This is a genomic window from Clostridium liquoris, from assembly GCF_002995785.1.
Taxonomy (GTDB): Bacteria; Bacillota; Clostridia; order Clostridiales; family Clostridiaceae; genus Clostridium_AO; species Clostridium_AO liquoris.
This window is the reverse complement of record NZ_PVXO01000010.1, coordinates 1-20621: the sequence shown is the minus strand read 5'-3', so window position 1 is coordinate 20621 and position 20621 is coordinate 1. Positions and strand designations below refer to the sequence as shown.

Below are 20621 nucleotides of genomic sequence, written 5' to 3'. Positions count from 1 at the left end.
ATGTATTGATTGTAATTCCTCTTTCTTTTTCTTCTGGTGCCTTATCTATCTGGTCATATTTAAATGCTTGTGCAAATCCTTTATTTGCTAATACTGTTGTTATTGCTGCTGTTAATGTTGTCTTACCGTGGTCTACGTGTCCTATTGTCCCTATATTTACGTGTGGTTTACTTCTTTCATATTTTTCCTTTGCCATTTTTTATTTCCTCCTTTATTTATAAATGTATTACTTAGGTAAACTTACCCTGGTGTGTTGTCCTTTATATATAAATTATGGAGCCCATGACCGGGATTGAACCGGTGACCTCCACCTTACCAAGGTGACGCTCTGCCAACTGAGCTACATGGGCAATTATCTCTATTTGGAGCGGGAAACGGGGATTGAACCCGCGACAACTAGCTTGGGAAGCTAGTGTTCTACCACTGAACTACTCCCGCCAGTATATATGGAATATCATATACCGATTACTAATTTTAATATAAATAAACTATTTTGTCAATATATAATCTACTTTATATTTAAGCATTTTTCAAGTTTTCTTTTAACTCTCTGCAAGGCATTGTCAATTGATTTCGCATGTCTATCTAAATCACAAGCGATTTCTTGATATGATTTGCCGTCTATGTATGACATAAGTACTTCCATTTCCAAATTTGATAGAACTTCACCTATCTCATTTTGTATATGACCCATTTCTTCTCTGCTTATTACTAATTCCTCAGGGTCTGCAATCTTCGCCTCGGATAATATATCCATCAATGTTCTATCAGACTCTTCATCATATATAGGCTTATTTAGGGAAACATAGGTATTCAAAGGAATATGCTTTTGTCTTGTAGCTGTTTTAATTGCTGTTATTATTTGCCTAGTGACACATAATTCAGCAAAAGCCTTAAAGGATGACAATTTATCTGGCTTAAAATCTCTTATAGCCTTATATAAACCTATCATTCCTTCTTGATATATATCTTCCTTATCAGCACCTATTAAGAAATAGGATTTTGCCTTTGACTTAACAAAATTTTCATACTTACTTATTAAGTGCTCTTGTGCCCTGACATCTCCTTTTTTTGCTTCGATGACAATTTCTTCATCTAGCATATTTTTAAAGAAAAATTTATCTTTTTTATCTTTTTCCTCATTGACCCCTTTTCCCACAATATCCCCCCTAAAAATCCATACTACAAATTAAATTATACAGTACAATCATTTTTATAGTCAAGGCATTTCAATGATTTTTGCGAATTTTTTGAAGCTTTTCCAGTATATCATTTTCTATTCTATCTTCTATAGTATTTCTCTTACAGGAATTATCTTTTTCTATTTTATTATTTATCTTTTTTTCTACGCCCTTTACCTCATGATAAAATTCCAAAGAGGACATACGTGTAGCACCTCTTTGAAAAACAACCTGCTGTTCCAATAAATCTGAGGTTACTACACACACATCTGCTTTTCTTCCAATGTTATTTACTCTTTTTTCTATAAAACTATCCGCTGTTTCCCCTTCTTTTGTAAATACAACTACAAGATATTCTCCAAACTTTTCTTTTTTTTCTAGGCTCTTAGGTAACAGATGAGCATCAAAAACTAAAAATATTTTCAGTCCATTATAGGAAGCATAATTTTGCAGCATCTCTATAAGTTTTTGCCTTGCTCCATCTAAACTATAGTCCTTTATGATCTTTAATTCGGGCCAGCTGTTTATAACATTGTAACCATCTACAAATACATTCTTCACTTTTTCTCTCGTATAATTCTTTGCTTTAGTATTTCATACATAAGTATTCCTCCAGCAACAGATGCATTTAAAGATGTTATTTTCCCAACCATAGGTATCTTTACTATTACATCGCACTTTTCTCTTGTAAGTTTTGATATACCCTTACCCTCACTACCTATTACCAATGCTATAGGTCCAGTAAGATCTGTTGCATAGCAAAAGCTCTCTGTACTCATGTCTGCACCATATACCCATATTCCTTCTTTTTTAAGCTCATCAATAGTATTGTTTATATTTGAGACTTTAGCTATTCTCATATATTCAATTGCCCCTGCAGATGACTTATACACAGTTGGTGTAACTCCTACATTTCTTCTTTTAGGAATTATTATGCCATGAACTCCACATACCTCCGCAGTTCTTATTATAGCTCCAAAATTATGTGGATCCTCTATTTCATCTAATATAAGTATAAATGGTTTCTCATCTTTATTTCTTGCATAATCTAAAATATCTCTTGTGCTGTAGTACTTATATGGAGATATATAAGCTATAACTCCCTGATGATTACCAGTCTCGGATACCTGGTCTATTTTTCTTCTATCCATTTCTTTTACAACTATGCCTTTTTCTTTAGCTAAGGCTAATATTACATTTATGGAACCTTTTGTATCACCGCTAGCAACCCATATTTGTTCAATTGTTCTATCGGAACGAAGGGCCTCTATTACTGCATTTCTGCCTTCAATTAAATCCTCTCTCATAGAATATTACCTCTTTTTACTTATTTTATAAATACTTTGCCCTTACTTCCTGAATTTTACCACAACTCATTTTGCCTTCAGGACAATCTCCATTTACACATGAAGGACCACTATACTTGAAAATTATTGGTGCCACATTTTTAACTTCTTTAAGCATTTCATTAGCTAATTCTCTAATTTCCCATTGTGCCCTATTGCAGCATCTATGCCTAAAAAAATTCATTAAACTTCTAGCATTCATTGTAAATACAATCTTTGTTTCACAGGCATTAGGGAAAACGTATCTAGCATCCTCAATGGCCTTTTTTTCTGCACTACTCTTACTCATCCCATCATTTAAATACTTTTCTTGTAATATATTAGCTATTGAATTATAAGCCTTCTGATCACTTTTCATAGCCTCTATATAGATATTTTTTGCTTCCTGATTTTTTTCTATTTCAGGGGGTATTATATATTCAAATTGATCCAACTTAACATATCTTTGGCTTTGCTGAGAATAGGAAGCTATTCTATGTCTTACCAGTTGATGTGTTAAGCTTCTGGAAACTCCTTCTACAGCAAAAGTAAAGGAAACATGTTCTATAGGAGATTCATGTCCATAAGACATTAACGTATTTAGGAATTTATTAATTTTTTCTTCATTCAAGCCCTGTTGTATTTCATCTATACCCACAGCACTATAACATAATTTAGCAGCTGATGCTATAACTTTTTCTGGATTAGGTGTATATTCTAATAATTTAACTTTAAGTCCCATCACTTACCTCCTAGTATTAATAATTAATGTTTTTGGTTATTATAAATGTTCAATATTATGTGAAAAACTTCATTTAGTCTTTTCTTTTCATCCGTTAAATATAAAAATCCAATGAGTGCTTCAAATCCAGTAGCCATTCTATATTCCTGTACGCTAGCGTTCTTTGGGGTACTTCCAGATTTAGCATTTCTTCCTCTTTTAAATATTGAAATTTCATCTTCACTTAAATAGCTTTGCATATTCTTTATAAATTCGCTTTGGGCATGAGCTTTAACAAAACTTACAGCATTTTTGTGTAATTTATTTACATGCATATCCCTATTTTTATCTATGAGATAATTTCTTACAAACACTTCATATACTGCATCGCCTATAAAAGCTAAAGTTAATGGATTTAAAGCTCTTGCCTCTTCAATTGTAAATCTTCCTTCTAATAAGTCAAATTCCATTACTATTTCTCCAATCTAAATCCTACCATAAAGGGTGTCTAGTTTACCTTTTTCCATCTCACTCCCTGTGGTGTATCTTCAAGTACAATCCCTCTATCTTTCAGCTCATCTCTAATTTTATCTGCTAAGGCCCAATTCTTTTCTTTTCTTGCCTGTTGTCTTTGTTCTATAAGCTTTTCTATTTCTTCATCTAGGTTTTCTTTAACGGAATTTTGCAATATTCCTAAAGGGCCTCCTAACTCTCTTATTAAATCCAATGAATGTTTGATTAGTTCCTTTGATGAATCTGCATCAATATTAGTGTTTATATCTCTAACCATATCGAATATAACAGCTATAGCATCTGCAGTATTAAAATCATCATCCATTTTTTCTATATATTTATCTCTATATTCATCTATTTTCTTTATATAGTCTTTTTCATTTTCCTTTATCTTCTCTTCTTTTACTTCATCTAAAAGATTTTCGAGATTTCCTATAGCATTATATAATCTTTCTAACCCAGCTTTTGTAGACTCTAGTAATTCCTCACTAAAATTTAACTGAGTCCTGTAATGTCCAGATAGCATAAACAATCTTATTACATCTGAATCATATTTTTTCAATATATCTCTTGCAGTAAAAAAATTATTTAATGATTTTGACATTTTTTGGTTATTTATATTTAAGAAAGCAGAATGCATCCAATACTTTGCAAAAGGTTTTCCTGTTCTACATTCACTTTGGGCAATTTCATTTTCATGATGAGGAAATATTAAATCATACCCTCCTGCATGTATATCAATTGTCTCTCCTAGAAGCTTATAAGCCATGCAAGAGCACTCTATATGCCACCCAGGTCTTCCCATACCCCATGGGCTTTCCCATGCTGGTTCACCTGGCTTTTGATTTTTCCATATAGCAAAATCTATAGGATCCTTTTTTCTTTCATCCACATCTATTCTTACTCCAGCCTGAAGATCTTCTAAATTTTGTCCTGATAATTTTCCATACTGCCCAAACTTCTTAGTTTCAAAATATACATCTCCATTTACCTCATATGCATATCCTTTATCAATTAAGTCCTTTACAAACTGTATTATTTCATCTATAAACTCAGTAGCACGTGGATTTGCAGTAGCCCTTTCAATATTTAAAGCATCAGCATCTTTATAGTATTCATCTATAAATTTATCCCCTAATTCTTTTACAGTAATTCCTTCTTCATTAGCTTTTTTTATCATTTTGTCATCTATATCTGTGAAGTTTTGTACAAAGTTAACCTTATATCCCCTATATTCCATATATCTTCTTACAGTATCGAAAACGATAAATGTTCTGCCATTACCTATGTGAAAGTAATTGTATACTGTTGGTCCGCATACATACATATTTACTTCTCCTGGTTTTATAGGGATGAATTCTTCTTTCTTTCTTGTTAAAGTATTAAAGATTTTCATATCTAAACCCTCCTCTTATACTTACCCTACTATTTCTAAATTATATCCTTTTTCCCTCAAAGTATCTATTACTTTTTGTGCATGTTCTCTTGTTTGAACTTCTATTTCAAATAATACATTTGCATAGTCAAGTCCCTTTTCATTCCAATTGTTATCCTGCCTTACTTTAACTACATTAGCCCCCATAGATACTACGTTGGTTACTAATTGTCCTAATTGTCCTACTTTATCCTGCAATTCAACTACAAATCTTATTCTTCTTCCTAATATAATAAGCTCCCTATCTATTATCTTTGAAACAGCCGCAATATCAATGTTCCCCCCGCTAATTAATGCCACTACATTTTTACCCTGTATCTCTACTTTATTACTTAAAAGTGCCGCAATAGCTGCAGCGCCTGCTCCTTCAGCCACCAATTTGGATCGTTCCATTAAACAAAATATACCATAAGCTATATCATCTTCAGACACAGTCACTATATCATCCACATAATTTTTTATATACTCAAAGGCTAAATCCCCCGGTGCCTTAACGGATATTCCATCAGCCAATGACTTAACACCTGGTAAAGTAACTATTTTACCTTGTTCAAAAGAAGCCTTAGAGGATGCGATTATAGAAGGCTGAACCCCAATAATCTTTATGCTTGGCTTAATAGTTTTAGCAGCCACTGCAACACCTGATATTAAACCTCCACCTCCAATAGGTACAATAATGGCATCCACCTCTGGTAAATCCTCAAGTATTTCAATGCCTATTGTTCCTTGCCCAGCCATAACCTCTTCATCATTAAAAGGATGAATGAAAGTTGCACCTGTTTGTCTTTGAACTTCAATGGCTTTACAGTAACATTCATCATATACTTCCCCATATTGGATTACCTGAGCTCCATAGCCTTTTGTAGCTTTAACCTTTGCCTGTGGAGCAGTATCAGGCATTACAACAGTAGATTTGATACCAAAAGCGGTAGCCGCATAAGCTACCCCTTGAGCATGATTCCCTGCAGAAGAAGCTATAACTCCCCTTTTCTTCTCGTCTTCTGTAAGACTAGCTATTTTATTGTACGCACCCCTTATTTTGAAAGCTCCTGTCTTCTGCTTATTTTCACATTTTAAATAAATATTATATCCAGTTTCTTTAGCAAAAGTTGAAGAATAAAATAGAGGAGTTCTTCTAGCCACATTTTTTATGTTTTCCTGTGCCCTTTTAATTTTTTCTAAATTTAAATTCATAACTTCATCCCCCTGATTAAATTTATTAAAGTGATAAATTATTCTTTTTAAATTCTTCCACAACTCTTTCATAAATTTCATCAATGTTTATAAGTTCAATGTTAGAAGCATTTCTTAATTTAAATTCAACATTACCCTCTTTAACCTTTTTACCTACAGTAATTCTCATTGGTATACCTATTAAATCAGCATCTTTAAATTTAACTCCTGCTCTTTCATCTCTATCATCCAACAATACTTCTATACCCATTTGCTGTAATTTATTATAAATTTCATCTGCTATTCTTACCTGCTCTTCATCTTTAGTTACTGCTGGAATGACTATTACCTGATAAGGAGCTATGGATAATGGCCAAATGATTCCATTTTCGTCATGATTTTGTTCTATGACTGTAGCCATGGTTCTATTTACTCCTATTCCATAGCATCCCATTATAAGCGGCTTGCTGTCACCTTTTTCATCTAAGAAATTAGCTCCCATAGTTTCTGAATATTTAGTTCCTAATTTAAATATATGTCCAACTTCTATTCCCCTTGCCATAGTCATAGGCTTTCCACACTTAGGGCATTTATCGCCTTCTACTGCCTTTCTGAAATCTCCTAATTTTCCTTCAAAATCTCTTCCATAATTCACATTTTCAAAGTGGTATCCTGTTTCATTAGCTCCTATAATAAAATTATACATGTTAGCAATTTCTTCATCAACAAATAGAGCATCAACTTTAATTCCTATTGGTCCTGCAAATCCAACCTCTGCTGAAGTAGCTGATTTTACTATAGCCGGATCTGCCATATCAAATTCTATTGCCCCCCCAAGAGCATTCACTACCTTTACCTCATTAACCTCTCTATCTCCCCTAACCATTACAGCTACAACTCTATCATCTGCTTTATAGATAAGAGTTTTAGCAAATTTTTTAGAAGTAGTTTTAAAGAAGTTTATTAACTCATCAATAGTTTTAACCCCTGGAGTGGCTATCTTATTTATTTCTTTCAAGTCTTCCTTTTCTGAATGTTCAGGTGTAGATGGCGCCTTTTCTATGTTTGCTGCATATTCACAAGCTGTACAAAATGCTATTTCATCTTCCCCTATTTTAGATTTAACCATAAATTCAGCAGAACCTGATCCTCCCATAGCACCTGAATCTGCTTCTACACATTTGCATATTAATCCACATCTTTTAAATATATTATGATATGCCTCATACATTTTATTATATGATATATCTAATCCTTCATAGTCTTTATCGAAGCTATAAGCATCCTTCATTACAAATTCCCTAGATCTTATAATTCCAAATCTAGGTCTTCTTTCATCCCTGTACTTAGTTTGAATCTGATATAAGTTCAATGGTAATTGCTTATAGGATTTAATTTCATTTCTTGCTATATCAGTAAAAACTTCTTCATGAGTTGGCCCTAAGCAAAACTCTCTCTGGTTTCTATCTTTTAATTTAAACATTTCTGGTCCAAATACTTCCCACCTGCCTGACTCTTTCCACAATTCTGATGGAAGTACAGCGGAGGCTAAAAACTCTTGTGCTCCTGTTTTATCCATTTCATCTCTTACTATATCCTCAATTTTCTTTAAAACCCTTAAACCTAAAGGCATATAGTTATAAATGCCTGATGCCATCTTTCTCATCATTCCTGCTCTCAGCATTAACTGATGGCTTGCTATTTCTGCTTCTGCTGGAGTCTCTCTTAATGTGTTTATTAGCATTTTTGATAATTTCATATTATAATTCCTCCTTTGACTTATTGTACATTATCCTTAATTTAACAATGAAATACAAAAAACAAAAAAGCCGCCCCATACTTAGGGCGACATGTATCGCGGTACCACCTAATTTTTAGCTTAATTCTCATAACGGCTTTATCCGGTAGGTTTTCCCTACAGCTCCAAAGCTGGTTCGAAACAGTTGAAAATCTCTCAGCCAAAAATTTTCTCTCTGTTAAATTGTTCCTACTATTCTTCTTCATAGCTAAATATTAAATTATAACACTACCTATATACTATATTAATAAATTTAAAACTGTCAAGGCTGTAGATTTAAATTTATTAAAACTCTTTGATTATACTTTCTCCAAATGCCATGTCTTCTGGAGTAGTTATCTTTATATTTTTATAATCCCCTTCATACATATATACCTTATGCCCGAAAAACTCTACAACAGAAGTATCATCAGTAATATTAACTTCTTTGCCTGCTATTTCTTTATGGCAATTATATATTAGATCATATTTAAAACACTGAGGAGTTTGAACATTTACTAAACTATTTCTATCTAAACTGCTTATAGAAAACCCATCTTTATTTGTAATCTTTATAGTATCCTTTGGCTTAACTCCGCATGAACACGCTCCATATATTCCAGCATATTTTATTCCTTCTGATATTATCCTATTACTAATAAAAGGTCTAGCTCCATCATGAATAAGAACTATGTCTGCATTTTTCATTTCTTTTAATCCATTAAATACAGATTCTTGTCTTTCTTTGCCACCCTTTATAATGGATTGAACTTTGTTTATATTATATTTTTGTACTATTTCTTTTCTACAATATTCAATCTCTTCTTCAGCTGCAACTAGAAAAATGCTATCTATTTCAGGATGATTATTAAATGCTTGTAACGTATAAAGCAAAATTGGTTTATCTTTTATTCTTAAAAACTGTTTATTTATGCCTGCTCCCATTCTAGTTCCCTTACCCGCCGCTACAATTAATGCACAGTTCTTTTTCATGTCTTACTCCTTTTTAAATATAATGTTATTCTACAGAATCCTTTTGTTTTGCAAATATCATTCTTCCAGCTGCAGTTTGTAAAACGGAGGTAACAATTACATTCATCACTTCTCCTATATGCCTTCTTCCACCTTCCACTACAATCATAGTACCATCGTCAAGGTAAGCAATACCTTGGTTGGATTCTTTTCCATCCTTTATAATTTGTATTCTCATTTCTTCTCCAGGAAGTACTACTGGCTTAACTGCATTTGCTAACTCATTTATGTTGAGTACTGGAACTCCTTGAAATTCAGCAACCTTGTTCAAATTATAATCATTAGTTATTACTTTTCCATTTAATACTTGTGCCAATTTCAGGAGCTTGCTATCAACCTCCGCTATATCTGGAAAATCTTTTTCATAGATTTGTACATCAATATTAAGTTCCTTTTGAATTTTATTTAATATGTCTAAGCCTCTTCTTCCTCTATTCCTTTTTAAGCCATCAGAAGAATCTGCTATATGCCTTAGCTCTGCTAACACAAAATTAGGTATTATTAAAGTTCCCTCTACAAATCCTGTTTGACATATATCAAATATTCTTCCATCTATTATAACAGAAGTATCTAATACCTTAGGATCTGCCCTATGGCCTCTCCCTTTTTTATCCTTATTAGTAGTGCTTGGTTTTCTTATATTAGAAAATAAGGCTAAAATATCTTCTCTCTTCCTTAGAGCTATATTAGCCCCTAGAGCAGCCATAACCACTGCAATTATAACTGCTAATGCAACTCCCACTATAGGGATATTTGCCAAAAGATTTACGAACAAAGCAGAAATACCTAATCCAATTATTGCTCCAAATGTTCCTATTAAAACCTCATTGGTTGGTAATTTTTGAATGCTTCTCTCTACATAATCCATAATCTTTTCAATAACAATAATAATCCAAGGAGATATTAAAAATAATATAAATCCAAACAACAATGTTGATAAAAGTATAAATAATATGGTCTTTATAGGACTGCCTTGAAAATATGAAAATTGCGTTAAAGCCTCCGAAGCTATGATCCTTTCACCTATGATATATCCAAAAGCAAATCCTATGATAGTAAATAGTCCTCTTAGTAACTTCTTTAACATTCTAATTCACCTCCTAATTTAATTATTTACATTTTTATGGTTTTCAAATCCTGTTAATAATTAATATATATTAATAAGTTTTAATTTTCAATAAGTCCTTGGCGGATTTAATCATTTATTCATTAAAAATTTTTAATGATTTCATATATTAAATCGCTTTCCCCCTATCATTATAACAATTTTTCATTTATTATATATTTAAAATAGAATTTAAAAAACATAGCTTAGTTGACAAAATTGTCTGAAAAAAATTATAATGTCTATAGAAGTAACATATCATTATAAGGAGTTGAACTCTATGAAAGATTTAATTTTTGATAATTTTCAAAATGCTGTTGATGAATCATTATTAAGACATAAAAGTATTTTAGATATAATAACAAAATTGCAGGAATCAGAAGGGAGAATAAATAGAGCCGTAGCAAAATCCGTGACAAACTGTGGCTGCATTAGGGTAGATGCAAAAAAGCAAGAACTTCCAAAGGAAGATGACGACATAGAACAGTTGTCTAACGCCCTAAAAACTCATATAGAAGGTAAATTATGCGATAGCTGCAGGGAAGTTATCGAACATGAAATAGGTAATAATTTATTTTATTTGACTTCATTATGTAATGCTTTAGATTTGAATCTTTATGATATATTTATTAAAGAATATGACAAAATAAATACCCTAGGAAGATATACATTAAGATAGGATTATCTATAATAGAATAAGTAAATATATTATTTACTTATTCTATTTATAGGTTTGATGCTTATCCATCATAATTTGTTCACTTAATCTTCTTAATCCATTTTTTATGGCCTTAGCTCTAGCCTCCCCTATTCCTTCTACCTTATCCAATTGCTCATAACTAGCTTCTATTACAGCTTTCAATTCTTTAAAGTTCTTTACAAGATTTTCAATTACAGTACTAGGTATCCTTGGTATCTTATTTAACATTCTGTAACCTCTAGGAGAAATAAGTGTATCCACTAATGGCACTCCCACATATCCTAAATTCTTTGATATTAAATCTAAATTTAATAATTCTTCTGAGGATAAACATTGTATTTGTTTGTATACCTCATTATAATCCATATATGTCTCACAATAATCTCTAATTAATAGTATCTCATCCTGTTCTACAGATTTTATTAGTTCATTTAGTTGCATTGAAATAAGTCTTCCTTCATTCCCCAACTCGCATATGTATCTTTCTATTTCCCCTACAATCCTCATTACCATTTCTGTTCTTTGTATAGCTGTCATTACATCAAACAAAGTTACTAGGTCTTGAAACTCTAATATATTTAAATTATTTACAACTCTGTCCAATACCGCTACATATTTTTCTAGAGTTTGCAATGCTTGATTTGCTCTTCCCAATATAATGCTGCTATCTCTTAATACATATTTTATAGAACCTTTATATACGGTTATAATATTTCTTCTTTGGGATATGGCAATTACAATGGTTCCAGTCTGCTTTGCCATTCTATCTGCAGTTCTATGTCTTGTTCCCGTTTCGAATGTAGGTATACTTGAATCAGGCATTAACTGGGCATTAACACGAATGATTCTCTTTAAATCACTACTTATAACTATAGCCCCATCCATTTTAGCCAATTCATAAATGTATGAAGGACTGTATTCTGCATTTATAACAAATCCTCCATCTACTAAATTTACTATTTGTTCACTATCCCCTAATACTATTAATCCTCCAGTTTTTGCTCTTAATATATTCTCTAATCCATCTCTTAAAGAAGTCCCTGGAGCCATTATTTTTAAAATATTCATTAATTCTTTATCCTTTTCTAATCTCACCTTTACTCACCCTATACTAAAATACTTTGTTAATAACTTCTTTTAAAGAAGATACTCCTATAACATTTACCTGCTTTGAATTTATTTTATTTTTATTTCTCAAAGGTATAATGAAATTTTTAAATCCCATTTTGCTGCCTTCATTTACTATTCTATCACAAAAATTTACTGGCCTTACCTCTCCAGTTAATCCTACCTCTCCTACTACTAATAATTTTTCTAACTTTGTCTCACAACTTTTTACACTGGATAACAATGCCAAGGCAATCCCTAGATCTCCCAAAGTGCCTTCTATATTAAGTCCTCCTACCACATTTACATATACATCACAATTATAAAATGGTATTTTTAATTTCTTTTCTAAAACCGCTAATATAAGATTTAATCTTGAAGTGTCTACGCCCACTGCAGTTCTTCTTGGCATAACAGCTTTTGTTTCACTTACAAGGGCCTGAACTTCTACTAGAATAGGTCTAGTCCCTTCCATAACTCCTACTACTATTGAACCTTCTTTGTTAAATTCTGTATCCTCTAAAAATACAGCCGAAGGATTGGAAATCTCCTGTAAACCATTTTCCCTCATTTCAAAAACACCTATTTCACTAGTAGTCCCGAATCGATTCTTTATGGTTCTTAGAATTCTAAATTCCTCTGTTCTTTCACCTTCAAAGGATAAAACAGTATCAACCATATGTTCTAATACCTTAGGTCCTGCTAATGCCCCTTGTTTGGTTACATGAGCTACTATAAAAAATGGTATATCCTTGCTTTTCCCTATTCTCATTAACTGATTTGAACTTTCTCTAACTTGAGATACACTGCCAGGTGCCGATGTAATTGTTGGATTATACAGTGTCTGTATGGAATCAATTATCACAAATATAGGCTCAGTATCAACTATATGTTTCTCTATTATTTCAATATTAGTTTCGGAAAGGATAAAAAGTTCTTTAGATAAAGTTTCAAGTCTATCCCCTCTTATTTTTATTTGTTCTTCTGATTCCTCCCCAGATATATATAAAACTTTTCCATATTGTTTTGAAATATTGTTTGCAGTTTGCAAAAGTAATGTAGATTTTCCTATACCTGGATCACCAGATATTAATGTAAGAGAACCTTTGACTATTCCCCCACCTAATACTCTATTTAATTCATTAATACCAGTATTCATTCTCTCATAAGTTATAGATTTTATACTCATTATACTTTGAGGTATATTGTTAACTTTAATCTTAGATAAATTATTCCCAGAAAAACCTTCAGGAGATTTAAATTCTTCCACCATGCTATTCCAACTATCACAATTTGGACATTTTCCAGACCATTTTGAAGATTCATATCCACATTCCTGACACACAAAACAACTTTTAGCCTTTCCCATTAAATCAACTCCTATTATTCTGTACAAATTATTATTATACAATATTATTGCAAAGTTTTGTCAAGAATAAACAAGGAAGTTTCAAAAAATTTAAAACCTCCTTGAAAAAAGTTAAAATAATTAATACTATAATTTAGATATTATTTCTAATTTAATAAACATGCTGCTTCCTCATCTAATATTATAGTACAATCAGCATGGATGTGAAGAATTGATGCTGGTATTTTTGTGCTCAGCTTTTCAGTGAATAGCTCTTTAACTATATTAGCTTTGTTTTTACCGCTTGCTAATAATATTATTTTTTTAGCTTTCATTATGCTTCCTATTCCCATAGTAATAGCTTGTGTAGGTACTTCTTCCATAGAATTAAAAAACCTTGAATTAGCTGCTATAGTATTCTTCGTTAAATTAGTTAAATGAGTATTAATATATAAAAATTCGCCGGGTTCATTAAAACCTATATGTCCATTATTGCCAATGCCCAATAATTGCAGATCTATACCATGCTTGCTTTCTATAAGATTATCATAATATTTACATTCTTCCTCTATATCTTTTGCAATTCCATTAGGAATAAAAGTATTTTTTTTATTTATATTTATACTATTAAATAACTTATTATCCATAAAGTATCTATAACTTTGAGGGTTATCTCCTTTAATCCCCCTATATTCATCTAAATTAAATGTAGTAACTTTCGAAAAATCTATTTTGTTTAATTTATAATATTTTATAAGTTCTTTGTAAGTGCCTATTGGTGTACTTCCAGTAGCCAAACCTAGTACACAGTTTGGCTTTTTATTAATTAAATTCATTATTTCTATAGCTGCCATCTGGCTTACTTCATCATAATTCTTTTTTACTACTAACCTCATTGTATTTTCCCCTTTCTTCTAAAAATATTTACCTTAAATAAATATTTATCCCCTCTATAAACAGGTCACTAGTTAAATTGTATTATATATACCTATAGATGTCTATACCAGCTAATACAAAGTTTACCTACAGCATCTTAGTTTAATTAGATAAAAGGTAGGCAATAATAAATTGTCTACCTTTTATCCGATTAAGCTTTATTGAATACTAATTGATCATCTTTGCCTGTAACCAATAAACTGTCACCCTTTTTAATGTTTCCTCTTAATATTTCTTCTGAAAGCTTATCCTCCACTGTTTTAGTAATAGCCCTTCTTAAAGGTCTTGCACCATATAGTCGATCAAATCCATCTTTAGCTAGTATTTTTTTTGCTTTTTCATCAAAATTCACATTGATATTTTGTTCTTGTAACCTCTCTATTACTGAATTTAACATTAGGCTAACTATTTTCTCTAAATCCTTTCTCTCCAACTGATGGAATACTATTATATCATCTATTCTATTTAAAAATTCTGGTCTAAAGGATTGTTTTAATTCTTCCATTATATTATCTTTCATTTTCTCATATTCATTTTCACTTTCATTAGAAGAAGTTGCAAATCCTAAAGATTTTTGCTTTCTAATAGTAGATGCCCCTACATTAGATGTCATTATGATAATTGTATTCTTAAAGTTTACAGTTTTTCCTTTGCCATCAGTAAGTATACCATCTTCTAATATTTGTAATAATATATTAAATACATCAGGGTGAGCTTTTTCTATTTCATCAAAGAGCACAACTGAATAAGGATTTCTCCTTACCTTTTCTGTTAATTGTCCTCCTTCATCATATCCCACATATCCTGGTGGAGAACCAATAAGTCTTGATACAGTATGTTTCTCCATATATTCAGACATATCTATTCTTATCATACTATTTTCATCACCAAACATAGCTTCGGCTAGTGCCTTACATAATTCTGTTTTTCCTACTCCCGTTGGCCCTAAGAATATAAAGGATCCTATTGGCCTCTTCGGATCTTTTAATCCTACCCTAGCTCTTCTTACTGCTCTGGATACAGACTTAACTGCTTCATTTTGACCTATTACCCTATTGTGCAAAATATCCTCCAATTTAAGCAGTCGTTCTGATTCCTTTTCTGTTAGTTTTTCAACAGGAATATTAGTCCATTTTGATACTACTGAAGCTATTTGCTGTTCACCTACAGTTAAAGTAGATACTTGTTTTTGAGTTTTCCAATCAGATTTTATATTTTCTAATTTATCTTTTATTTCTTTTTCATTATCCCTCAGCTGTGCCGCTTTTTCAAAGTCCTGTACCCTTATAGCATCTTCTTTTTCCTTTGTTATCTTTTCTAATTCCTCTTCCAACTGCTTTACGCCTGAAGGTGCCACCATATTTTCAATTCTTACCTTTGAAGCTGCTTCATCCATTAAATCTATAGCTTTATCTGGTAAATATCTATCTGTAATATATCTATCTGACAAATTAACTGCTGCTTCTATAGCATCATCGGTTATTTTTACTCTATGATGTGCTTCATATTTATCTCTTAATCCATTAAGTATAAGTACAGCCTCTTCTTTTGTTGGTTCTCCTACTAAAATAGGCTGAAATCTTCTTTCCAAAGCTGCATCCTTTTCTATATATTTTCTATATTCATCTATAGTAGTAGCCCCTATACATTGTATTTCTCCTCTTGCTAAGGATGGTTTTAAAATATTTGAAGCATCTATTGCTCCTTCAGCAGCACCAGCACCAATTATGGTGTGAATCTCATCTATAAATAAAATTACATCCCCGGCTTTTCTTATCTCTTCCATAACCTTTTTAAGCCTATCTTCAAATTCTCCTCTATATTTAGCTCCTGCAACCATTGAGGACAAATCCAATGTAACTACTCTCTTATCTTTTAATATTTCTGGAATATTAGCCTCTACTATCTTTTGAGCTAATCCTTCTGCAATTGCTGTTTTGCCAACTCCAGGATCACCAATTAAACAAGGATTATTTTTAGTTCTTCTACATAGTATCTCCAATACCCTTTGAGTTTCCTTTTCCCTTCCAACAACAGGATCCAACTTTCCTTCTCTAGCCATATCCGTTAGATCTCTTCCAAATTGGTTAAGTGTTGGGGTTTCGCCATTAGATTTTTTATTCACATTTGCACCATTAGCAGGTTGTTCCCCTGATAAATTTTCTAATAATTCTTTTCTTAATTTATCAAAATCAGCACCTAAATTACTTAAAATTGTATAAGCTACTCCTTCAGATTCCTTAATCAGGGCAAGCAAAATATGCTCCGGATTAATATAATTGTGGTTTAAATTTCTTGCTTCAAGTAAACTTAATTCTAAAAGTCTTTTAGTTCTAGGTGTTAATGGTATTTCATTTCTATATAAATCTATTTCACCTTTTCCTTCGTATTCCTCAATTAAACTTTTTACATCCTCAAAAGTAATACTCATATTATTTAATAAATTTTTAGCTGTTCCATCTTCTTTAAGAATACCTAATAATATATGTTCAGTTCCCACATATCCATGTTGTAAGTCTTGAGCTTCTTGTTGTGCATACATTAATACATTTTGAGCTCTTTCTGTAAATCTACCAAATATCATTTTGGATCACCACCTTCATAAATTTATTTATCTATACTGAATTTGCTTTTGATAGGCTTTCCCTAACTAGTTTTGCCCTATTTAAATTTCTTAATTTATCCGACAGCTTTTCATTATACAATTTTTGCAACATAGCTGGCTGAGTGCTCACCATTAATGAATTTAATATTTCTTTATCGACTTCATTAATTATTCCCAATTCAACACCAAATCTTACATCTGATAATAAATTTAAGCACTCTGTAGCATCTAAAAGTATTGCTGATTTTAGGACTCCAAAAGCTCTATGTATCTTATCCTCTAATTCATATCTATAATTATTAAGCAGCTTTTCCCTAGTTAAATTCTCTTCATTAATTATTTGGCTAACTACTACATTTAAATTATCTATTATTTCTTTCTCACTTAATCCTAAGGTTATTTGATTAGATATTTGATATATATTTCCTATAGCTTTAGATCCCTCTCCATATAACCCTCTTATAGTCATACCTACCTGGGTTAATGCATTTAATACTCCATTCATTTCGTTATTCATAGATAATGCAGGAAGATGTATCATAACTGATGCTCTTAACCCTGTTCCTATGTTGGTAGGACAAGCTGTCAAATATCCCAATTTTTCTTCATAAGCATAATCCAATTTTTCCTCAAGTAAATTATCAATTTTTTCTGCAGAATCATAGCATTCTTCTAAATTCAGTCCCGCAGTTATACACTGTAATCTTATATGATCCTCTTCATTTATCATTATACTTATAGTTTCATCTTTATTTATAATAAAAGCTGACTTTTTATTATTCAAAAGTAACTTGTTGCTTATTAAATATTTTTCTAAATAAGCTCTATTATCCACAGGATCTGATTCCCACAAGTAAATGGTTTTGTATTCTTCTTTCATACTAGGTGAAGTATAAAAGGCCTCTTCAACTTTATTTACAATATCCTTTCCTTCTTTTTCATCTAATTTATGGGGGAAGGATACATCTTTTATATTTCTTGCAAGCCTTATTCTACTACTTAATACTATGTCTTTGTTATCTCCAGATGTTTTTACCCAGCTTTTCATATCCATACCTCCTTCTAAATTTCATTTTTTAATTCTCTTATTTTATCTCTTATTTCCGCTGCTTTTTCATATTCTTCTAGATCTATAGCTTTTTGAAGTTCATTTTTTAACTCTTCAATTTTCTTTTTCTCTAAAATATTCTTTCCAGCCCTTTGGGGGATCTTACCAGCGTGCTGAATATTTCCCTGTACTCTTTTAATTATAGGCATTAAAATAGGCCCTAAATTGTTATAGCACTCACTACACCCTAGGAGCCCTTTTTCCTTAAATTCCGTATAATTAGTACCACAATTTTTACATACAGGTATATTATCAGTACCCTTTTCTAAAGGTTCACTAATATAATCCATAATTCCCCCTAATATATTTTGGAATGTAAAGGGTGAAGCAAAGCTCATATCTATAGGTGCGCTAAAAGTTCCCATTTCCTTTGCACATTTTTCACATAAATTTATTTCTTGTTTAACCCCATTTATAATTTTAGCTATATGAACACTTGCATCATTCTTTTTACATCTTTCACATAACATACTATTGCCTCCTAAGAGATTAATTAAATAATTATTACATTTTAGAATTATTATACCACAATATTAAATAACTACAATAATAACATAGATAACATATTTTTTAGTATATCTGCCCTAACTTTATTCTTATTTTCGCCTGCTGCAATAAGTGTTCTATCGTTTACTGCTACTTTAATAAGATTTGCTTCCATTTTGTTTATAGCATCAGACTCTAATAAACTATTAACTATTTGCATAGTTGTGTGAAAAGTTATGCTATCTCCAATTTTATCATTCAATAATTGGATTAAATATTTATTCTGGTCAAAATCTACATGTTTAATTATTATGCATCCGCCTCCACCTCTTCTGCTTTCTACATAATAACCCTTATCCGTAGTAAAACGGGTAGTTAAAACGTAATTTATTTGAGAGGGGGCACAACTAAAATAATTAGCTAATTCATTTCTTTGTATTTGAAGTTCTCTTTCTTCACTGTCTTCTAACATTCCCTTTATAAATTCCTCTATTATATCCGACAATCTCGCCATAGTTACACCTTCCTGACTTTGTCTTTCTTTGACCTTACTTAATATTAATATTTTTTATTTTTTTATTCAACCACTAAATTATCTATTATTATCATTATTACTATCCTTATTTATCATTATCCTCTTCTTCCTTACTAATACTGATTATTCCTTAAAATATCTCTATTATTTATTTTCTCATTATCACGAATATGCTGTATTAGTGCCAATTGGCACTAATACAATCATACTACTTATATTCTTTCAATAACCCTATTAAATAATTTTTAAATTTAAACATATCTTCTTTATCTTTAAAGGCAGCTTGTGCTGACTTTTCGTTTCCGCCGCCCTTTCCATTGAATCTCCATAAATTTTCTTTAAATATCTTTCCGCAATGTAAAGTAGGAGTTGAATTGTTTGAAAATAATATCCTATTATCCTTTTCTGAAACTAATATTGTAATATATTCTCCCCTTTTTAATATTTCATTATTAATAATTTGTATTTCCTCAAAATCCTTATTTGAGAAATCTATAATTATAATATGAGAATTATCATTTCTTATTATATCATCCACTGTATGTGATGCTATTGCCCCTTTTAATTCCTTAATTTCTTTTAGCAGTCTTTTAATTTCATTTGAATCATTTTTGACTCTATCCACAATTTCATCTTCTACTAAAGCATAATGCTTACTTAAGTTTGTAATTATCTTGTGCTTATTTCCATAATCCTCTAAGGCCTTTTTTCCACATTTAAAATAAATTCTTGTCATTCCCTTATATTTTTCTGTTTTTATAATTTTTATTAACCCTATTTGGCCAGTACTAAGCACATGAGTTCCACAACATGCTATACGATCTACTCCTTCTATTTCTACAATTCTAATGTTTTCTTTAACCTTACATTCTTTTCTTAATTCTAAATTTTCTAGATCATTATGCTGTACGAAATACGATGTTATAGGTAAATCCTTATATATGTATTCATTAGCCATTTCTTCAACTTCTTTTACCATTTCTTCTGTCATATTAGTAATAGAATTATCAATAGTTACGTAATCATCACCCATGTGAAATCCATCATTAGATGTATTATAAAGTTTATATAATACTGCTGATAATAAATGTTCTCCAGCATGTTGCTGCATATAATAAAATCTTTTACAAAAATCAAGCTTGCATTTAACCACATTATTTTTCGGTTTTTTATTAGTAACATGATATATTATATTATCCTTTTCAAAAACATCTATTACTTCTATATCATCTATATAACCCTTATCTGCCGGCTGTCCTCCTCCCCCTGGGAAAAATGCCGTGCTAGCTAATACTATTAAAAATTTATCTTTTTCCTGTATTATATCCTTTACTTCACTTTGCCATTCTTCAAGAAACTGATTTTCGTAATATAACTTATCTGTCAAACTCAATCACCTCTTCCATAATTAATAGTATTCTCGAAAACTCCCAAGGTACTGAAGTTTCTACATTAATTTTTCTATAGAAATCAGCTTCACCCCAGAGTTTTTTCAAGTTTTATATTGTACGAATAGCTTATATAATTTAAGATA

The 20621-nt window shown here is 31.2% G+C and carries 20 protein-coding genes, 2 tRNA genes and 1 other annotated feature; of the genes, 1 reads left to right on the top strand and 21 read right to left on the bottom strand.

Annotation, left to right across the window (positions count from 1 at the left end; translation table 11 throughout):
• The 13 genes from CLLI_RS02990 to CLLI_RS02930 all read right to left on the bottom strand — a co-directional run.
• Nucleotides 1-196, bottom strand: a 196-nt coding sequence (locus CLLI_RS02990; protein ID WP_242975502.1) for a GTP-binding protein, incomplete at its 3' end; no start/stop codon positions are given.
• A 78-nt stretch (nt 197-274) separates the two neighbouring features.
• Nucleotides 275-350, bottom strand: a tRNA-Thr gene (locus tag CLLI_RS02985).
• A 13-nt stretch (nt 351-363) separates the two neighbouring features.
• Nucleotides 364-438: transfer RNA gene (locus CLLI_RS02980), tRNA-Gly, on the bottom strand.
• Between the two features lie 70 nt (nt 439-508).
• Complete coding sequence (gene sigH, locus CLLI_RS02975; RefSeq protein ID WP_278335559.1) at nt 509-1159, bottom strand: RNA polymerase sporulation sigma factor SigH; 651 nt, start codon at nt 1157-1159, stop codon at nt 509-511.
• 70 nt (nt 1160-1229) lie between these two features.
• Entirely contained in the window at nt 1230-1742 is a 513-nt protein-coding gene (locus tag CLLI_RS02970; RefSeq protein WP_106062770.1) for an NYN domain-containing protein, read from the bottom strand.
• Entirely contained in the window at nt 1739-2488 is a 750-nt protein-coding gene (rlmB, locus tag CLLI_RS02965; protein WP_106062769.1) for a 23S rRNA (guanosine(2251)-2'-O)-methyltransferase RlmB, read from the bottom strand. Before rlmB ends, CLLI_RS02970 begins: the two co-directional genes overlap by 4 nt.
• Before the next feature lie 25 nt (nt 2489-2513).
• Complete coding sequence (gene thyX / locus CLLI_RS02960; RefSeq protein ID WP_106062768.1) at nt 2514-3248, bottom strand: FAD-dependent thymidylate synthase; 735 nt, start codon at nt 3246-3248, stop codon at nt 2514-2516.
• A gap of 23 nt (nt 3249-3271) precedes the next feature.
• Complete coding sequence (locus CLLI_RS02955; RefSeq protein ID WP_106062767.1) at nt 3272-3697, bottom strand: Mini-ribonuclease 3; 426 nt, start codon at nt 3695-3697, stop codon at nt 3272-3274.
• 38 nt (nt 3698-3735) lie between these two features.
• Entirely contained in the window at nt 3736-5136 is a 1401-nt protein-coding gene (cysS, locus tag CLLI_RS02950) for a cysteine--tRNA ligase (protein ID WP_106062766.1), read from the bottom strand.
• A 21-nt stretch (nt 5137-5157) separates the two neighbouring features.
• The gene (gene ilvA / locus CLLI_RS02945; RefSeq protein ID WP_106062772.1) at nt 5158-6369 is read right to left on the bottom strand and encodes a threonine ammonia-lyase; all 1212 of its coding nucleotides are present in this window, start codon (nt 6367-6369) and stop codon (nt 5158-5160) included.
• Between the two features lie 25 nt (nt 6370-6394).
• Complete coding sequence (locus CLLI_RS02940; protein ID WP_106062765.1) at nt 6395-8107, bottom strand: proline--tRNA ligase; 1713 nt, start codon at nt 8105-8107, stop codon at nt 6395-6397.
• Between the two features lie 79 nt (nt 8108-8186).
• Nucleotides 8187-8361, bottom strand: a binding site (T-box leader).
• Nucleotides 8362-8431: 70 nt separating this feature from the next.
• A complete protein-coding gene (gene ispD / locus CLLI_RS02935; RefSeq protein ID WP_106062764.1) occupies nt 8432-9118 on the bottom strand; it encodes a 2-C-methyl-D-erythritol 4-phosphate cytidylyltransferase in 687 nt (228 codons plus the stop codon).
• Between the two features lie 25 nt (nt 9119-9143).
• Nucleotides 9144-10244 carry a PIN/TRAM domain-containing protein gene (locus CLLI_RS02930; protein ID WP_106062763.1) on the bottom strand — a complete coding sequence of 367 codons (1101 nt, stop codon included), beginning with the start codon at nt 10242-10244 and terminating at the stop codon, nt 9144-9146.
• A gap of 298 nt (nt 10245-10542) precedes the next feature.
• Between CLLI_RS02930 and CLLI_RS02925 the strand changes: the two genes are divergently transcribed.
• Nucleotides 10543-10941, top strand: coding sequence for a nucleoside triphosphate pyrophosphohydrolase family protein (locus tag CLLI_RS02925; RefSeq protein WP_106062762.1), 399 nt, complete (start codon nt 10543-10545; stop codon nt 10939-10941).
• Between the two features lie 42 nt (nt 10942-10983).
• Here the strand turns inward: CLLI_RS02925 and disA are convergent, their stop codons facing one another.
• From disA to CLLI_RS02885, 8 genes are all read right to left on the bottom strand, one after another.
• Nucleotides 10984-12057 (bottom strand): DNA integrity scanning diadenylate cyclase DisA, encoded by a 1074-nt coding sequence (gene disA / locus CLLI_RS02920; RefSeq protein WP_106062761.1) that lies wholly within the window; start codon nt 12055-12057, stop codon nt 10984-10986.
• Between the two features lie 16 nt (nt 12058-12073).
• Nucleotides 12074-13438 (bottom strand): DNA repair protein RadA, encoded by a 1365-nt coding sequence (radA, locus tag CLLI_RS02915; protein WP_106062760.1) that lies wholly within the window; start codon nt 13436-13438, stop codon nt 12074-12076.
• A 146-nt stretch (nt 13439-13584) separates the two neighbouring features.
• On the bottom strand, nt 13585-14313 hold the full coding sequence (gene nagB / locus CLLI_RS02910) for a glucosamine-6-phosphate deaminase (RefSeq protein ID WP_106062759.1): 729 nt from the start codon (nt 14311-14313) through the stop codon (nt 13585-13587).
• A gap of 191 nt (nt 14314-14504) precedes the next feature.
• Nucleotides 14505-16937 carry an ATP-dependent Clp protease ATP-binding subunit gene (locus tag CLLI_RS02905; RefSeq protein WP_106062758.1) on the bottom strand — a complete coding sequence of 811 codons (2433 nt, stop codon included), beginning with the start codon at nt 16935-16937 and terminating at the stop codon, nt 14505-14507.
• Nucleotides 16938-16968: 31 nt separating this feature from the next.
• Nucleotides 16969-18006 carry a protein arginine kinase gene (locus tag CLLI_RS02900; RefSeq protein WP_106062757.1) on the bottom strand — a complete coding sequence of 346 codons (1038 nt, stop codon included), beginning with the start codon at nt 18004-18006 and terminating at the stop codon, nt 16969-16971.
• A gap of 14 nt (nt 18007-18020) precedes the next feature.
• Entirely contained in the window at nt 18021-18536 is a 516-nt protein-coding gene (locus tag CLLI_RS02895; protein ID WP_106062756.1) for a UvrB/UvrC motif-containing protein, read from the bottom strand.
• Nucleotides 18537-18607: 71 nt separating this feature from the next.
• A complete protein-coding gene (locus CLLI_RS02890) occupies nt 18608-19066 on the bottom strand; it encodes a CtsR family transcriptional regulator (RefSeq protein ID WP_106062755.1) in 459 nt (152 codons plus the stop codon).
• A 229-nt stretch (nt 19067-19295) separates the two neighbouring features.
• Complete coding sequence (locus CLLI_RS02885) at nt 19296-20474, bottom strand: alanyl-tRNA editing protein (protein WP_106062754.1); 1179 nt, start codon at nt 20472-20474, stop codon at nt 19296-19298.
• Between the last annotated feature and the right edge of the window lie 147 nt (nt 20475-20621).

Excerpts from the sequence above, each read along its gene's own strand:
- rlmB (WP_106062769.1), bottom strand. The coding sequence starts at position 2,488 with ATGAGAGAGGATTTAATTGAAGGCAGAAATGCAGTAATAGAGGCCCTT.
- thyX (WP_106062768.1), bottom strand. The coding sequence starts at position 3,248 with ATGGGACTTAAAGTTAAATTATTAGAATATACACCTAATCCAGAAAAA.
- CLLI_RS02955 (WP_106062767.1), bottom strand. The coding sequence starts at position 3,697 with ATGGAATTTGACTTATTAGAAGGAAGATTTACAATTGAAGAGGCAAGA.
- cysS (WP_106062766.1), bottom strand. The coding sequence starts at position 5,136 with ATGAAAATCTTTAATACTTTAACAAGAAAGAAAGAAGAATTCATCCCT.
- ilvA (WP_106062772.1), bottom strand. The coding sequence starts at position 6,369 with ATGAATTTAAATTTAGAAAAAATTAAAAGGGCACAGGAAAACATAAAA.
- CLLI_RS02940 (WP_106062765.1), bottom strand. The coding sequence starts at position 8,107 with ATGAAATTATCAAAAATGCTAATAAACACATTAAGAGAGACTCCAGCA.
- ispD (WP_106062764.1), bottom strand. The coding sequence starts at position 9,118 with ATGAAAAAGAACTGTGCATTAATTGTAGCGGCGGGTAAGGGAACTAGA.
- CLLI_RS02930 (WP_106062763.1), bottom strand. The coding sequence starts at position 10,244 with ATGTTAAAGAAGTTACTAAGAGGACTATTTACTATCATAGGATTTGCT.
- CLLI_RS02925 (WP_106062762.1), top strand. The coding sequence starts at position 10,543 with ATGAAAGATTTAATTTTTGATAATTTTCAAAATGCTGTTGATGAATCA.
- radA (WP_106062760.1), bottom strand. The coding sequence starts at position 13,438 with ATGGGAAAGGCTAAAAGTTGTTTTGTGTGTCAGGAATGTGGATATGAA.
- nagB (WP_106062759.1), bottom strand. The coding sequence starts at position 14,313 with ATGAGGTTAGTAGTAAAAAAGAATTATGATGAAGTAAGCCAGATGGCA.
- CLLI_RS02905 (WP_106062758.1), bottom strand. The coding sequence starts at position 16,937 with ATGATATTTGGTAGATTTACAGAAAGAGCTCAAAATGTATTAATGTAT.
- CLLI_RS02900 (WP_106062757.1), bottom strand. The coding sequence starts at position 18,006 with ATGAAAAGCTGGGTAAAAACATCTGGAGATAACAAAGACATAGTATTA.
- CLLI_RS02895 (WP_106062756.1), bottom strand. The coding sequence starts at position 18,536 with ATGTTATGTGAAAGATGTAAAAAGAATGATGCAAGTGTTCATATAGCT.
- CLLI_RS02890 (WP_106062755.1), bottom strand. The coding sequence starts at position 19,066 with ATGGCGAGATTGTCGGATATAATAGAGGAATTTATAAAGGGAATGTTA.